Source organism: Pseudomonas arsenicoxydans (genome assembly GCF_900103875.1).
GTDB classification, from domain to species: Bacteria; Pseudomonadota; Gammaproteobacteria; order Pseudomonadales; family Pseudomonadaceae; genus Aquipseudomonas; species Aquipseudomonas arsenicoxydans.
In genome coordinates this window covers 2,115,476-2,130,593 of sequence record NZ_LT629705.1, presented here as the reverse complement: position 1 = coordinate 2,130,593, position 15,118 = coordinate 2,115,476, and the positions used below count along the sequence as shown (strand labels likewise).

Sequence of the window (15,118 nt, the reverse complement as noted above, 5' to 3'; positions counted from 1 at the left end):
CAGAGGTACGAATAGTGGCACGTAACAGCAATGCTGAACCCGTACTACGCAACCTGTTTTGCTTCAACTTCTATCGTGGATGGCGAGGCATTTCTGAGTTCTACAGAAAGTACCTACCCGAAGGTATATCCGCACAGCAGAGTTACCTTCTAGAGCTCTGCAAGACGGACGAGGGCATTCTGGTGGGAGATATTGCGCATCAGCTTGAAATAGACATCTCGGCAGTGTCCGGGCTGCTAAAGCGCATGGAGGGCAGCAGCCTGATCAGACGAGAAGTGCTACCGTCGAACCGACGTCAAACCTTAGTGTTCCTTACTCTTCAGGGGGAAGAGCTACGTAAGGAAGTCCATCAGTCGATGATGGTTGCTGATCGTTTGTTATCTGAAGCTATCCGAAAAGAGGACAAGCTTTCGCTGATCAGAGTGGTCGATCAGATCAGACACCTCATAGACGCTGAGTAAGCATTAAAATTCTGCTGAATCGTCCCTAGTTTCTAGACACCTCCATCCCTAAATGAGGCCCATTAGGAGCTGCCATAAGCACCCGCGTTATCCCGAAAAATTCAAAATCCAAGCGGTCGATGCAATACATAAACGTCAGCCGTTCGGGCTCGGAGAGGGCATGCCTGCGGGCAAAAGGCAAATAACCAGCGGCGAATCCTGCTTTCAGGCTACCAGCAAATCAGTAAAGCAACGCCACCCGCAAACCAGATTCTCCAACTTATCTGGCTAGTAATGCAGTTGAGGGAGACTGAATGGTATGTTTTTGGTGGGTCAGTCCGAGGTCTACACCTTGTTTTAGACAGATGGCATCATCCCGAGCTCAGGTATGAGGGAACGTTTGCTCAGATCCCAGCAGCATGTATGCCTGCGTGTATGCCTGACTGATTTTAGAATAAAAAAATATATTAAATACATAATATTAGAAATCTGGTTCAAATGACTGTGTAGCCACCAAGTACTAAAAACGGCTTACCGAAAGGTAGGCCGTTTTTTTATGCCTTGAGAAAAGTGCCCCGCACACTGCATCAGCTGGCAATCTTCGGCAACGCCGACAGCGCCCGCTCCCAGATCTGCCAGGTGCGCAGCCAGACCATCGCCTGCCAATCGTTGTCGGCTGGATAGAACTGCTCCAGAAGATTCAGTTTGATCTCACGCCCCACGGCATCGCCCGGATTACCGTGCAGGTGCAGCCAATGGTCGTCGCGCAGATGACGATGAACTTGCGCCCCGGGATACGTCCCGCACTCGATCACAAAGGGCATCAACCGCACGCGAGGCAACGCATCGATCAATGCCTGCGAGGTGTAGCCCGTGGCCGTTGCCGCCACACCGGTTTCACTCACGGTGTCGGCGCCGGTCAGCAATGTGTAGAGCCATGGGCCGTAAATGGCCTGCGCATCGGGCAGTGCTGGATAAGCGGCCTCGGTGATCGTCAGCAACATCGGATGACCGTACTCACCAGCACCAGTGTGCAAGTCGAAACACATCGCAACCTCGGCATGGGCAATGTGTTTTTGCATGATTTGGTGCAACGTGCGGTTCGACCAGCTCGGCGCCAGCCCGCCATAAAACAGACCATCGGGATGACTGTGCTGGCCGCCCTCGACAATCGACATCACTGCCGGCCAGCCGTGTTGGCGAATCTGCTCATCGAGCAAGGCGTCGGCGCGTTCCCGCTCGGGGCCTCGCAACTCAGTGACGGCATAGATTTCATGCAGTGCGGCGTAAGCCCGATTGTCCGGCAATGGTCGGGTAAAGTTCAGGTGATTGCGGTTGAGGTCGATGTTGTCTTCGTTAACCCGACGCAGCCAAGCGGTGCCCCAGGGGTTGATCAGATGAATCATCACCACCGCGACATCGGCGGGCAGTGAACGCTTGCCCAGCTCCTGCATCCACTTGATCTGACATCCCGAGCCATAGAAGCCTTCGACGCCATGGGTGCCGCTCAGGGCGATCAGCAGTCGCTTGGCACCGGGATCGCCCAATACCGCGACGTCGGTGCTCAGCGGCTCGCCAAAGGGCCCTTTCAGCGGATGCGGATATTCGGTCAATGTCGCCCCGGCCTCGGTGGCTGCCGCGAGGAATTGCTCGCGTTGGGTGCGGTAACTTGGTTGGGTGGGAAACTCAGTCTGCATGTCTGCCTCTTGTTGATTTTCTGGCCAGTCTGTTGCCCTCGACCCTACAGAAAATCCGTCAACTCATGAAGGACAAAAACGTCTCTGCCGTAGTCCTTGGTTTGCACCTCGCCCTGTCGGCCGATAAAGTCCCCTGATCTTTTCCCACGGACGGAGTGCCCAACGTGTTCTCAGCCTTTCACTTGAGCCGCTATCGGCTGTCAGCCCTTTCGCTGATTGCCACCGCACTGACGCTTGCCGCGTGCAACGTTGCCTCCACCTCAAGCTCCACCTCCACCTTGCCGCTCGCGCCGGAAGTCGCCTCCGGTTATCGCACCGACCTGCAGACCCGCCACGCCTCGAAACACATGGCGGCCGCGGCCAATCCGCTGGCGGCCGAAGCCGGGCGAGCGATGCTGCGTCAGGGTGGCTCGGCGATCGATGCCGCGATTGCGATGCAAGCGGTGTTGACGCTGGTGGAACCCCAATCCTCGGGCATCGGTGGCGGTGCACTGATTGTGTTGTGGGATGGAAAAAATGTGCGCACCTACGACGGTCGCGAAACGGCACCGTCCGGCGCCACCGAGAAACTGTTCCTGCAAGCGGACGGCACGCCGATGCCATTCCCCCAAGCGCAGATCGGTGGCCGTTCGGTGGGGACACCCGGTGTGTTGCGAGCGCTTGAGTTGGCCCATCAGAAACACGGACGCCTGCCCTGGGCAAAACTGTTCGAGCCGGCCATCCAACTGGCGGAGCAAGGCTTCGCCATCTCGCCGCGCCTGCATCAGCTGATAGCCTCAGACTCGTCGATACGACGTTCACCAGACATGATGGCGTACTTCATGAATGCCGACGGCAGCCCGAAAGCCGTCGGCACGCCACTGAAAAACCCGGCATTGGCCGCAGTGTTGAAACGCATCGCCGAAGAGGGGCCGGATGCGTTCTATAAAGGATCGGTCGCCCAAGAGATGGTCGCCAAGGTTCAAGGCCATGCCAACCCCGGCAGCCTGTCGCTGAACGATCTCCAAGGCTACAAGGCCAAGGAGCGCGCGCCGCTGTGTACCGATTACAAACGCTGGCAGGTTTGCGGCATGCCTCCACCGTCGTCGGGCGGCATTGCCGTGGCGCAGATCCTCGGCACGCTCCAGGCGCTGGAAACCCGCGACCAAAAATTCGCCCTCGCGCCGCTCAAACCGCTCAAGAGCAACCGGCCTGCGGGCATCGAACCTGCCCCCGAAGCCGTGCACCTGATCTCCGAAGCCGAACGTCTGGCCTACGCCGACCGCGCGCTCTATGTGGCCGACAGCGACTTTGTACCGGTTCCCGTCAAAGGCCTGGTCGACCCGACCTACCTGGCCAGCCGCGCGGCCCTGATCGGCGATCGCAGCATGGGCACGGCCAAACCCGGCACGCCACCGGGCATTCAGGTCGCCTACGCGCCGGACCGCTCGCCACTGCGCATCTCCACCTCGCAAGTGGTGGCCGTCGATGACGAAGGCGGTGCGGTGTCCATGACCACCACCGTGGAGTCCGCGTTCGGTTCGCACCTGATGGTTCAGGGCTTCATGCTCAACAACCAGATGACCGACTTCTCGTTCATCCCCGAAGAGAACGGCCAGAAAGTCGCCAACCGCGTCGAGCCTGGCAAACGCCCGCGCTCATCGATGGCACCCACGCTGATCTTCGACCGCCAGAGCGGCGAATTCCTCGCCACACTCGGCTCCCCTGGCGGCTCGCAGATCATCGAATACGTGGCCAAATCGGCCATTGGCCTGCTCGACTGGAACCTCGACCCGCAAGCGGCGATCAACCTGCCCAACTTCGGCAGCCGCAACGGCCCGACGGAGCTGGAAGAGGGGCAATTCAGCGGCGGCTTGATTCAGGCCCTGAAGGACAAAGGGCACAGCGTGAGCGAGATCGACATGACCAGCGGCACCCAGGCGATTGTTCGGGTCAAGGATGCGCAGGGGAAGGCTTCGCTGGCGGGCGGGGCCGATCCTCGGCGTGAGGGGGAGGCGTTGGGGGATTGAGTCCTACGCTGCAGAGGAAAAGGCTTACCGAGGGGTAGGCCTTTTTTTATATGTAATGAGTCCCGATCGGCTTTCTCGCGCCGCTTTTTCTTACCCGCAACCGGCTGCTTCTTCGATAGAGTTCAAAGATCGTTTTTTCACTTCAGCTCAGCGAAGCAAAGCCCCTAAATACAAAGTCGAATCCGCTCCATCCATCGGCTACACCTCCATAGACTTGCATCAGTCCCAGCGCGGGACTAGGATCACTCCATGAGAATTATCGCCATTAGTCAGCTGAAAAGTTTTTGGGAGCGATACCCAGATTCTGAGCAACCCTTCCTGGCGTGGGTCGACGAAACAAAAAATGCCGAGTGGAAAACGCCTGCAAATATAAAAGCTCACTTTGCTACCGCCAGCATTCTCAAGAGCCGCAGAGTCGTGTTCAACATCAAAGGTAATGACTTTCGGTTGGTAGTCGCTGTGGCTTATCGCTTCGGCGCCGTATACATAAAATTTGTCGGTACTCACAAGCAGTACGACGCAATCGACGCCGATACCGTCGAGATGGAGTAATCAATGAACATTCATCCGATTCACACCGACGAGGACTACCGAGCAGCCCTCAGGGATGTATCTGCACTGTTCGACAATGAGCCAGAACCTGGCACCCCTGAAGGGGATTATTTCGACGTTATGATCACGCTTATCGAAGCTTATGAAGCGAAGCAATTTCCGGTTGATCTGCCCAACCCAATCGATGCAATCAAATTTCGCATGGAGCAATCCGGCTTGTCCGCCGCAGACCTTGCGCCCGCCATTGGCCGAACAAACCGGGTTTACGAAGTACTCAATGGCAAGCGTGCATTGACGCTCCCGATGATATGGAAACTACATGAACTATTCGGGATACCAGCAGAGAGCTTGATCAAACCGGTCAAGCAAGCTTGATCAAGCGTCAGCCAAAATTGGCTGGCTGACGATGAAGTCCAAGCTCTCCAGTCCATCGTGGATCCGGCCGGAGCACCCAAAATAATGTGCGCTCACCTCACCAGGCCGCAAATGACTGATGGGGCCTTTGAATACCCTATGTGCGCTGACTTCCGTGACGTCCTCTATTCATTTTTGCATCACGTTGCGCATTAGCGAGTGATCTTCAACGCCTGCCGCGCATTGTGCTTCTCCAGCGCCAGATCGATCAAGCGGCTCACCAGTTCGCTGTACGTCATGCCGGCGGCCTGCCACAGCTTGGGGTACATGCTGATGCGGGTGAAGCCGGGTAATGAGTTGATCTCGTTGATCAACACTTCGCCGCTGTCGGTCAGGAATACGTCGACCCGCGCCAGCCCAGAACAGCCCAGCACGTGAAACGCTTCCACGGCCAAGGCACGGATGCGCTCACTCGCCTCGTTGCTGATATCCGCCGGCACCACTACTTGTGCCGCTTGAGCGTCGATGTACTTGCTGTCGTAGGAATAGAAGCCACTGCGCACCACGATCTCGCCGCAACCACTGGCGATGGCGTCCTCGTTGCCGAGCACGGCGCATTCAATCTCGCGGCCACTGACGGCGGACTCGATCAACACTTTTTCATCGAAACCCAAGGCCAGTTCCACTGCCGCCGTGTACTCAGCTTCGTCGTTGACCTTGCTGACACCCACGGAAGAACCCTGATTCGCCGGTTTGACGAACATCGGCAGGCCGAGCTTGCCCTGGACCTCAGTGAAGCTGGTGCGCGCCGCGCTGGTGCGGGTCAAGGTCACGAACGGCGTAACCGCCAAGCCGGCATCTCGCAGCAGGCGCTTGCTGATGTCCTTGTCCATGCAGACCGCGGAGCCCAGCACATCGGAGCCGACAAACGGCAGGTCGGCCATGCGCAGCAAGCCTTGCAGACAACCGTCTTCCCCCAGCGTGCCGTGCACGATCGGGAAGATCACATCGACGTGGCCCAGCAACTCCTGACCGGACGTTTCCACCAACTGTTGACTGGCCTTGCCCGGCACCACAGCGAGTTCGCGGTTGGACTGGTTGAGGGCGATCAGGGCCGGATTTTCCTGGTTGAGCAGGAAGTTCGAAGGGTCGTTGAGGTGCCAGTGGCCTTGTTTGTCGATACCGATCAGCACCGGTTCGAAGCGCGAACGATCGAGCGCATCGACAATGTTTTTAGCCGATTGAAGAGACACTTCATGCTCAGCCGAACGACCACCAAAAATAACCCCTACCCGCAGCTTGCTCATTACCTGGCTCCCTTTGTGAATGGCTGTTTCATAACACGGCCGAGCGGCTGAGTTAAAGACTGAAACTTCGTGCCGTTTCAATGAGTCATTGCTAATACGCAATCTGCCCCTGCGCTCCCGTCATGAAGAGGCCGCCCTTGAACGCTCACTCCGACCGTCGCAACGCCCTCTCACTGGACGGGCTCAACTTTTTTCTCGCCGACGTGCGTGATGGATTAGGGCCGTATCTGGCGATTTATTTGCTGGCGGTACATCACTGGGAGCCGGCCAGTATCGGCCTGGTGATGACGCTGGCGGGAATCGCGGCACTGCTGACGCAAACGCCGGCCGGCGCACTGATCGATAGAACGCACCGCAAACGCGGCGTGATCATTGTCGCGGCGCTGCTGGTCACCGCGAGTTGCCTGCTGCTGCCGTTCATTACTTCATTCACGCTGGTGGCCATGACCCAGGCGCTCAGTGCGGTAGCGGCGTCGGTATTTGCCCCAGCGATTGCGGCGATCTCCCTGGGGATCACCGGGCCTCGGGCCTTTACCCGTCGAACCGGGCGCAATGAAACCTTCAATCACGCGGGCAATGCCGTTGCGGCGTTGCTGGCCGGTGGTTTTGCTTACCTCTTTGGCCCGGTGGCGGTGTTTTACCTGATGGCGCTGATGGCGTTGGCCAGCGTAATTGCCATCAGTTTTATTTCGCCGCACGCCATTGATCACGACGTGGCACGAGGCTTTGATCCCGAAGGCCCCTCCCATGACATAAACCCTTCAGGCTTGAGTGTCTTGCTGCACAACCGACCGCTGCTGGTGTTCGCCATCTGTTGTGGCCTGTTCCATCTGGCGAATGCGGCGATGTTGCCGCTGGTCAGTCAGAAGCTGTCACTGGTGAATTTGCAGATGGCCACGCCGTTGACGTCGGCCTGCATTGTCGCGGCGCAACTGGTGATGGTGCCGGTGGCGTTACTGGTGGGGTGGAAAGCGGATGTGTGGGGGCGAAAACCGTTACTGCTGGCCGGTTTCCTGATCCTGCCACTGCGCGCGGTGCTGTATCTCCTGTCGGATGACCCGTACTGGCTGGTGGCGGTGCAGTTGCTGGATGGCGTCGGCGCGGGTGTGTTCGGGGCGTTGTTTCCGGTGGTGGTCAAAGACTTGACCCAAGGCACCGGGCGTTTCAATGTCAGCCTCGGTGCCCTGTCGACCGTGTTTGGCCTGGGAGCGGCCTTGAGCAACGGCCTCGCCGGAATAGTGGTTCAACAGGCGGGGTATGACGCAGCGTTCCTAACCCTGGCCGGGATCGCGGCGGCAGCATTTGCGTTGCTGCTGCTGGCCATGCCCGAAACCCTCAACCGGTTGCGTGCTGCCCCTCGCCATACGATGGATGAGGCTGAGGCGTTGACCTGACGAGCCTCGACCATTGGCCATCGATACGCGGTGAACATCTTTAACCCGGGCGTTTAGACAGGTAGCGGTTCACTGGGTTACCGTGCTCTTAACTGAGTTCAAGACATCACTTCCATGGTCCGGCACACCACGCCCATCGATTGGTTTCACCGCGCGCCCGACGTTGGCGGGGTTCAACGTTTCGAGGCGTTTTTTGCGGGCCACGGTTACGACCTTCACCGCCACGACACCTATGCGATCGGCCGCACCCTGGCCGGCGTGCAGAGCTTCCAGTACCGCGGCGCCTGGCGCCACAGCCTGCCGGGCGGGACCTTGGTACTGCACCCGGACGAAGCCCACGATGGCGAAGCGGGCACCGAGGCCGGGTTCAAATACCAGATGATGTACATCGAACCGGCGCTGATTCAGCAGATCCTCGGCGGCAAGCCGCTGCCCTTCATCAAGACCGGATTATCGACTGACCCGCGCTTGTTCGCCGCCACTGACGTATTGCTGCGCAGCCTCGATTGCCCTCTCGATCCCTTGGAGGAACAGGACGCGTTGTTCGATCTGGCGCAGGCCTTGAACAGCGTTTCGGGAGCGACCTCCTCCCAGCGTCAGAGCTTCGACTACGTGGCGGCGGAACGCGCGCGGGCGTTCATCCACAGCGCCCTGGATCGCACCGTAACCCTGGAGGAACTGGCACAACACAGCGGTCGCGACCGCTGGAGCCTGTCGCGCGATTTTCGCCTGTTGTTCGGCACCAGCCCTTATCGTTATCTGACCATGCGTCGCCTGGACATGGTCCGCTCGCTGCTTATCCAGGGCCAGTCACTGGTCAGCGCCGCGCTGATCGCCGGCTTCACCGATCAGAGCCACATGACCCGGCAATTCAGCAAGACCTACGGCTTGTCGCCCGCCCGCTGGATGAAAATGCATCGCCGCTGAGTCACTCGCACAAGCCACGCACAATCGTACAAGAAGCCTGCCGACGGGCTGGTTAACGTGGGTTCACGATCAACCACGAGGCCTGCTCATGAACGATTACCACAGCCTGAACTTCGCTGAAAAAATCACCCGGATCGACGCGCACTGGTCGCCGCGAGTCATCGCCGAAATGAATGACTACCAGTTCAAAGTGGTGAAACTGCTGGGGGATTTCATCTGGCACGATCACCTTGATACCGATGAAACCTTCATCGTTCTCGAAGGGCAATTGCGCATCGACTTTCGCGATGGCCACGTTCTGGTGAACGCAGGCGAAATGTATGTGGTGCCAAAGGGAGTCGAGCACAAACCCTCTGCCACACAAGAAGTAAAGTTGCTGTTGATCGAACCTAAAGGCGTGTTGAACACCGGCCGCGAAGGTGGCGAATGCACCGCTCAGAACGATATATGGGTGTGAAACCCGCAGACCACAGCACGGTAGGAAATGCCTTCCAACGTACTCGGAAGCTTCATACATAAGTGTTTCAGCGGTTGTTTTAAAGTGTTTCACGGAGCGCAGACGTCACAGTTTGACCCATCGGTCTCACTGCCAAGAGCCTCTGCGCTCCCTTCACTTTTTCACAACCACCAAGGCGTTACATTTGATGAGCAACCGTTGGAAGAGCAATTCGCGCAAAGATTCCGGTGTGTTTTTGAGACGCTTTAAAACAGAGCTGATCGTGGGCTTCATTCTTGGCGCAGTGCCCCTGTTGATCAACTCGACCAACCAGGCCGAACTGCAAGCCATTCTCCAGTCATTGCTGGCCAGCGCCCCTATTCTCAACCACGGTGGGTGCCTGCTGACGATCTATGTGGCGGTGTGCATCCACAAGAAAATCCACCGGTTGAAAAGCGACCGTATGCGCGATCGGTTCGAGACGATCTACAAGGTAACGGCGGAAGTCGGGACCAGTTTCCTGACGCTACTGCGCACGGGGCTTGGGGCGATCGTCGGGTTTCTGATGATCGCACCGTTCATGGACGAGGCACCGATCTCGCTGAACCATTGGCTGACCACGGCCCTGTATTGCGCCATGACCCTGGTGTTCTCGGCATCGGTGTCGTTGTTGCACGATTTTCTGATGACCCGCCCGACGCGCAGCCATCCGAAAAATCACATTCGCTTGTAAGCCCCCCGGGCTTACACCTGCAACGTCTTGCCGTCCACCGGATCGCCGATCGTCAAGAAATGCCCGCCCGCCACGTGGTGCAAGGTGCGCAAGGCATCGTGCCCTTCGAAGTGCCAACGCCCCTCGCTGAACACACGCTCATCGGCCTGGGCGGCAATCACTTCGGCCAGGAACAGATCGTACTGTTGATGGTTGTCGGGCTCCGGCAGCAACCGGCATTCCAGCCAGGCGACACAGCCTTCAAGCAGGGGGGCGTCGATCAGCTCACCGTTGAACGTCTGCAGGCCATAGGTCTGAAACTTGTCCTGGCCGTGGCTTTGGGTCAGTTCCAGGCCCGATGTCGAGCCAACGGTCTGCACGATATCGGCCTGAGCAGCGCAGGGAACGTTCAACACGAACGTTCCCGAAGCTTCCAGCAGTTGCCGGGTCCAAGTGGATTTATCCAGCACCACGGCAATTTTTGGCGGTTCGAAATCCAGCGGCATGGCCCAGGCGGCGGCCATGATATTGCGCTGGCCATCATGCGCCGCGCTGACCAGCACGGTCGGCCCGTGATTGAGCAGGCGATAAGCCTTGGACAAGGGAACCGGACGGCGGTGAGAAACGCTCATGAGGGCTGCTCCTGGGGAAAACGCCGATTGTAGCGACTTCCACCAGGAGGGCAGGCATCAAGTCGACAGCTGATTGGCAAACTGCCCGACCGCATTCACTACTTTCTGCGCACCGTCCTGGATCTCGACGATCACCGTGCCCGCCTCCGCCGCCAGTGCCAGACCTTGTTCGGCCTGGAGTTGGCCGTCGGTCATCAGGGCCACGGCGTTGCGCGCCATGTCCTGGTTCTGGCGCACCACGCCGACGATTTCATCGGTGGCCTGGCTGGTGCGCGAAGCCAGTTGCCGGACTTCGTCCGCAACCACGGCAAACCCCCGCCCCTGTTCACCGGCACGCGCCGCTTCGATGGCCGCGTTAAGCGCCAGCAGGTTGGTCTGTTCGGCAATGCCGCTGATGGTTTTGACGATGGTGCCGATGACCAGCGATTGCTCGTTCAGTGCTTCGATGCCTTCGCCGGCGGTTTGCATGTGTTTGGCCAGGTCGCGCATCACATTCACCGCCTGCGTCACCACCGCCGTGCCGCGTTGGGCGCTCTGGTCGGTTTGCTGGGAGGTGCTGTAAGCGATATTGGCCGCTTCGGCGACCGCCTGCTCCTGATTGACTTGATCGGTTATCACGGTGGCGAACTTCACCACTTTGTAGAGCTTGTTGTTGGCGTCCAATACCGGGTTGTAAGACGCCTCCAGCCAGACCACACGACCGTGGCTGTCCACACGCTTGAAGCGTTCAGCAACGAACTCGCCCGCGTTCAGGCGGCGCCAGAAATTCTGATACTCAGCACTGTTGTAGTCCTCTGGCGCGCAGAACATGCGGTGATGTTTGCCTTTGATCTGCGCCAGGCTGTAACCCATGCCGCTGAGGAACCGCTCGTTGGCCGCCAGCACGTTGCCATTGAGATCGAACTCGATCACCGCCGTGGAACGCACCAGCGCGCCAATCAGGTTCTCATGTTCGCGGGACGCCTCGATGGTGCGGGTCAGGTCGCTGGAGTAAATCGAGAAACACTTGATCTTGCCGTTCGAAGACCGCACGGGTTGCGCAATCGAACGCAGCCACGCTTCCTGGCCATTACCACGCAGCAAACGCACGGCGCCGGCAAAGTGCTCGCCACGGGTCAGTGCAGACTTGAAGCGGTGGTGAAATTCGTCCGACTTCACATGAACCGGGACAATGTCTTCGAGGTCCCGGCCGATCAGGTCGCTGCTCTTGTAGAGCATCTCGTCGATGAAGTTCTGATTGACCGATTGAATCCGCCCATTGGGGTCAAGGGTGAGAACCAGCATCTCGCTTTCCAGACTGTCCCTCACTTGCTGAAGGCTGGAGAGTTCCTCGCGAAGAGCCGAAAGCTCCTGCTTTAAGCGTTTGTTGAACATGGGAAAGCACCGATGGACAGAGGTAGAAAGCGGTATGCAGCCTAACCATCGGCCTTGCGGGCATTTTCTGAAGAGCGCTTCAGTCTTGTCCTACAAAAATAGTTCCGACATCGATACCCAGCTCTTCTTTCATATCGCGTCAGCGGCCGGACAGCGCTCGACTCGTGGCATTCGCGTGCCGAAATACGCCGCACTGCTCACGCCCACCGCGCCCATCACTGCACAGAAGATCACGCAGATCCACGGGCTCCATGGCATCAGACCGATCAGCAACAGCGGTGTGATACTCGCCCATGCCGCGTAGGCAATGTTGTAGGTGAAGGAAATTCCCGAAACGCGGATCCGCGCCGGAAACAGGCTGACCATCACCGACGGCACCGCACCGACAACCCCGCAACCAAGCCCGGCAATCGCGTACGCCAAGCCGATCCAGTTGCCACCGATGATCAAGCACGTATAGAGCACACCAATGCCCAGCGGCAGCAGCAGGCTATAGAGCATGACGGTGCGCCAGGCGCCGATGCGATCGACCAGCAGCCCGGCGATGACGCAGCCGATGTTCAGGAAAACGATGCCCAAGGCACTCAAGGCGAAGGTGTGGCTGGCGGTCATGCCAAAGGTTTTCTGCATCATGGTCGGGGTAATGACCACGAACACCACCACCGCCGACGTCAGTACGCAGGTGAGGATCATCGCCGGCAACATCGCCAGGCGATGTTCACGCAAGACCGTGCGCAGCGGCAGTTCGACCGTCGCATCGCGCTGAGCCTGCATGGCCATGAACACCGGGGTTTCACTGAGCCAGCGGCGTAGCCAGACACCAATCACACCAAACACGCCGCCCAGCAAGAACGGGTAACGCCAGGCGTAATCGAGAATTTCCGCCGGGGTGAAGGCCTGCGCCAGAAAGGTCGCCGTCAGGGCGCCGATCAGGTAACCAAACGTGAGCCCTGCCTGCAGAAAGCCCAAGGCATATCCGCGATGCCCGGCGGGTGCGTGCTCGGCAACGAACACCCAGGCGCTCGGCACTTCACCGCCCACCGCCGCACCTTGCAGAACCCGCAAGACCAACAGCAGCAGCGGTGCGAAATAGCCGATCTGGGCGTAGGTCGGCATGATCCCGATCAGCAGGCACGGCAGCGCCATCATCAGGATGCTCAGGCTGAACACCTTCTTGCGCCCCAATCGGTCGGCGAAATGTGCCATCAGGATTCCACCTAATGGACGCGCCAGATAGCCGGTGACGAAGATGCCGAAGCTTTGCAGCAAACGCAGCCACTCGGGCATTTGCGGCGGGAAGAACAGCTGGCTGAGGGTCAGCGCAAAAAACACGAAAATAATGAAATCGTAGATTTCCAGCGCGCCGCCAAGGGCCGCAAGACCGAGGGTCTTGTAGTCCGAGCGGGAAAACGGCGCCGGGCGCGCATCGGTGTTGGCAGTCATGAAAAGAACTCTGGCACAGGCAAAAACCAAGGCGCTCATGGTCTACGCAAATGCGCCCACGGACAACCCGTTAGACCAAAGTCTCAGACCGGCTAAACTTCGTCACAAAAAATGACTGATTGATTTACTGTTGGCACCTGTCCAGACGGGCCTTTGAAGTGCCTTTAAAGCCCCCGCGGACCATAACAAACATAAAAATTAGAGGTAGTCCCGTGGCCGCTGATATCGAAGATACCCGCTCCGCCCGCTTTGCCCTGCGCTGTTCAAGTTTTGCCGAACGCTGGTTCCCCGACTCCTGGGTATTTGCCGCCCTGGCGGTAATCATTGTCGCCGTGGCAACGATGATCATGGGCGCCAAACCCACTGATGCGGCGATGGCTTTCGGTGACGGTTTCTGGAGCCTGATCCCGTTCACCATGCAGATGGCGTTCGTGGTGATCGGGGGTTATGTGGTCGCCAGCTCGCCGCCCGCGGTGAAACTCATTGACCGCTTGGCGCGCATCCCGAAAAACGGTCGCTCGGCCGTGGCCTGGGTCGCGCTGATTTCCATGGTCGCGTCCTTGCTGAACTGGGGGCTGTCATTGGTGTTCGGCGGTCTGCTGGTACGTGCCCTCGCCCGCCGTGTCGACCTGAAAATGGATTACCGCGCCGCCGGTGCCGCCGCCTATCTGGGGCTTGGCGCCGTGTGGGCTTTGGGGTTGTCGTCGTCCGCAGCGCAATTGCAGGCCAACCCGGCCAGTCTGCCGCCATCGATTCTGTCGATCACCGGCGTCATTCCCTTTACCCAAACAATCTTTCTCTGGCAGTCCGGCGCAATGTTGCTGGTGCTGATCGTGGTCTCGCTGATCATCGCCTATGCCACCGCGCCGGGACCCAACACCGCCCGTGATGCCCAAGCCTGCGGCATCGACCCGAGTTTCAACCTGCCACCGCTGCAACCACGCACCCGCCCCGGCGAATGGCTGGAACACAGCCCGCTGCTGATCATTGTGCTGGTGTTGCTGGCGGCAGGATGGTTGTTCCACGAGTTTTCGACCAAACCTGCGATCAGCGCGATCTCGGGCCTGAACACTTACAACTTCCTGTTCATCATGCTCGGCGCATTGCTGCACTGGCGTCCGCGCAGCTTCCTCGATGCCGTGGCCCGCGCGGTGCCGACCACCACCGGCGTGCTGATCCAGTTTCCGCTGTATGGCTCGATCGCCGCGCTGATGACCACCGTCAAAGGCACCGACGCACAGACCCTGGCCCACCACATCTCGACGTTCTTCGTCAGCATCGCGTCCCACGACACCTATGCGCTGCTGATGGGCGTGTACTCGGCGATTCTTGGTTTCTTCATCCCGTCCGGTGGCGGCAAGTGGATCATCGAAGCGCCGTATGTCATGCAAGTGGCCACTGATCTGAACTACCACTTGGGCTGGGCCGTGCAGATCTACAACGCCGCCGAAGCCCTGCCGAACCTGATCAACCCGTTCTACATGCTGCCGCTGCTGGGCGTGCTCGGGTTGAAGGCGCGGGACTTGATCGGCTTTTCGTTCGTGCAGTTGCTGGTGCACACGCCGCTGGTGCTGTTCCTGCTGTGGGCGCTGGGGACGACGCTGACGTATACGGCTCCGGTGATGCCGTAACCGTTTCAAGAGCACCGCAAAACAACTGTGGGAGCGAGCCTGCTCGCGATAGCGATGTTCCAGTTGAAATCAATATTGACTGTAACGACGCCATCGCGAGCAGGCTCGCTCCCACATTTGCAATTCGCCCATATTCAGGGCCGTAACCCTTCTGTCACATCCCACTGCTAGCGTCCCGCCGAAACATATTGCAACAATCTGGGCAAAAAG

13 protein-coding genes and 2 pseudogenes are annotated in these 15,118 nt (G+C 58.8%); 9 read left to right on the top strand and 6 right to left on the bottom strand.

All coding sequences use genetic code 11. The features are described from left to right. The first annotated feature begins 14 nt into the window (after positions 1–14). On the top strand, positions 15–461 hold the full coding sequence (locus tag BLQ41_RS09760; RefSeq protein ID WP_157695005.1) for a MarR family winged helix-turn-helix transcriptional regulator: 447 nt from the start codon (positions 15–17) through the stop codon (positions 459–461). Between the two features lie 566 nt (positions 462–1,027). Here the strand turns inward: BLQ41_RS09760 and BLQ41_RS09755 are convergent. Continuing rightward, positions 1,028–2,137: a DUF2817 domain-containing protein gene (locus BLQ41_RS09755; RefSeq protein WP_090180017.1), complete on the bottom strand. Its 1,110-nt coding sequence runs from the start codon at positions 2,135–2,137 to the stop codon at positions 1,028–1,030. A gap of 164 nt (positions 2,138–2,301) precedes the next feature. Here BLQ41_RS09755 and ggt point away from each other — a divergent pair, with 164 nt between their 5' ends. From ggt to BLQ41_RS09740, 3 genes are all read left to right on the top strand, one after another. Continuing rightward, positions 2,302–4,146, top strand: coding sequence for a gamma-glutamyltransferase (gene ggt, locus BLQ41_RS09750; RefSeq protein ID WP_090180014.1), 1,845 nt, complete (start codon positions 2,302–2,304; stop codon positions 4,144–4,146). 249 nt (positions 4,147–4,395) lie between these two features. Beyond that, positions 4,396–4,698 (top strand): type II toxin-antitoxin system HigB family toxin, encoded by a 303-nt coding sequence (locus tag BLQ41_RS09745; RefSeq protein ID WP_090180011.1) that lies wholly within the window; start codon positions 4,396–4,398, stop codon positions 4,696–4,698. A 3-nt stretch (positions 4,699–4,701) separates the two neighbouring features. Then, positions 4,702–5,073 carry a helix-turn-helix domain-containing protein gene (locus tag BLQ41_RS09740; protein WP_090180009.1) on the top strand — a complete coding sequence of 124 codons (372 nt, stop codon included), beginning with the start codon at positions 4,702–4,704 and terminating at the stop codon, positions 5,071–5,073. A 191-nt stretch (positions 5,074–5,264) separates the two neighbouring features. On the opposite strand, the gene ddlA is transcribed toward BLQ41_RS09740, so the two are convergent. Then, entirely contained in the window at positions 5,265–6,359 is a 1,095-nt protein-coding gene (gene ddlA, locus BLQ41_RS09735; protein WP_090180007.1) for a D-alanine--D-alanine ligase, read from the bottom strand. A gap of 137 nt (positions 6,360–6,496) precedes the next feature. On the opposite strand from ddlA, the gene BLQ41_RS09730 reads away from it, so the two are divergent. The 4 genes from BLQ41_RS09730 (at position 6,497) to BLQ41_RS09715 (ending at position 9,849) form a co-directional block, all read left to right on the top strand. Then, positions 6,497–7,753, top strand: a complete 1,257-nt coding sequence (locus tag BLQ41_RS09730) for an MFS transporter (protein ID WP_090180004.1) — start codon at positions 6,497–6,499, stop codon at positions 7,751–7,753. Between the two features lie 114 nt (positions 7,754–7,867). Then, positions 7,868–8,680 carry an AraC family transcriptional regulator gene (locus BLQ41_RS09725; protein WP_090180002.1) on the top strand — a complete coding sequence of 271 codons (813 nt, stop codon included), beginning with the start codon at positions 7,868–7,870 and terminating at the stop codon, positions 8,678–8,680. An 88-nt stretch (positions 8,681–8,768) separates the two neighbouring features. Further along, positions 8,769–9,137, top strand: a complete 369-nt coding sequence (locus tag BLQ41_RS09720; RefSeq protein WP_090179999.1) for a cupin domain-containing protein — start codon at positions 8,769–8,771, stop codon at positions 9,135–9,137. A gap of 187 nt (positions 9,138–9,324) precedes the next feature. Next, the gene (locus BLQ41_RS09715) at positions 9,325–9,849 is read left to right on the top strand and encodes a hypothetical protein (RefSeq protein WP_090179997.1); all 525 of its coding nucleotides are present in this window, start codon (positions 9,325–9,327) and stop codon (positions 9,847–9,849) included. Positions 9,850–9,860: 11 nt separating this feature from the next. On the opposite strand, the gene BLQ41_RS09710 is transcribed toward BLQ41_RS09715, so the two are convergent. The 4 genes and pseudogenes from BLQ41_RS09710 to BLQ41_RS09700 all read right to left on the bottom strand — a co-directional run bounded on the left by BLQ41_RS09710 (position 9,861) and on the right by BLQ41_RS09700 (position 13,277). Further along, positions 9,861–10,460 (bottom strand): flavin reductase family protein, encoded by a 600-nt coding sequence (locus BLQ41_RS09710; protein ID WP_090179994.1) that lies wholly within the window; start codon positions 10,458–10,460, stop codon positions 9,861–9,863. Positions 10,461–10,517: 57 nt separating this feature from the next. After that, a pseudogene (locus BLQ41_RS31360) lies at positions 10,518–10,955 on the bottom strand (methyl-accepting chemotaxis protein); the annotation flags it as partial. 150 nt (positions 10,956–11,105) lie between these two features. Then, positions 11,106–11,744, bottom strand: a pseudogene (locus BLQ41_RS31355) (PAS domain-containing protein); the annotation flags it as partial. Positions 11,745–11,963: 219 nt separating this feature from the next. Further along, entirely contained in the window at positions 11,964–13,277 is a 1,314-nt protein-coding gene (locus tag BLQ41_RS09700; protein WP_090179989.1) for an MFS transporter, read from the bottom strand. A 212-nt stretch (positions 13,278–13,489) separates the two neighbouring features. Here BLQ41_RS09700 and BLQ41_RS09695 point away from each other — a divergent pair, with 212 nt between their 5' ends. Beyond that, positions 13,490–14,908: a short-chain fatty acid transporter gene (locus tag BLQ41_RS09695; protein ID WP_090179986.1), complete on the top strand. Its 1,419-nt coding sequence runs from the start codon at positions 13,490–13,492 to the stop codon at positions 14,906–14,908. Positions 14,909–15,118: the final 210 nt, after the last annotated feature.

Coding starts and splice junctions, on each gene's coding strand:
- BLQ41_RS09755 (WP_090180017.1), bottom strand. CDS start 2,137: ATGCAGACTGAGTTTCCCACCCAACCAAGTTACCGCACCCAACGCGAG.
- BLQ41_RS09745 (WP_090180011.1), top strand. CDS start 4,396: ATGAGAATTATCGCCATTAGTCAGCTGAAAAGTTTTTGGGAGCGATAC.
- BLQ41_RS09740 (WP_090180009.1), top strand. CDS start 4,702: ATGAACATTCATCCGATTCACACCGACGAGGACTACCGAGCAGCCCTC.
- ddlA (WP_090180007.1), bottom strand. CDS start 6,359: ATGAGCAAGCTGCGGGTAGGGGTTATTTTTGGTGGTCGTTCGGCTGAG.
- BLQ41_RS09725 (WP_090180002.1), top strand. CDS start 7,868: ATGGTCCGGCACACCACGCCCATCGATTGGTTTCACCGCGCGCCCGAC.
- BLQ41_RS09720 (WP_090179999.1), top strand. CDS start 8,769: ATGAACGATTACCACAGCCTGAACTTCGCTGAAAAAATCACCCGGATC.
- BLQ41_RS09715 (WP_090179997.1), top strand. CDS start 9,325: ATGAGCAACCGTTGGAAGAGCAATTCGCGCAAAGATTCCGGTGTGTTT.
- BLQ41_RS09710 (WP_090179994.1), bottom strand. CDS start 10,460: ATGAGCGTTTCTCACCGCCGTCCGGTTCCCTTGTCCAAGGCTTATCGC.
- BLQ41_RS09700 (WP_090179989.1), bottom strand. CDS start 13,277: ATGACTGCCAACACCGATGCGCGCCCGGCGCCGTTTTCCCGCTCGGAC.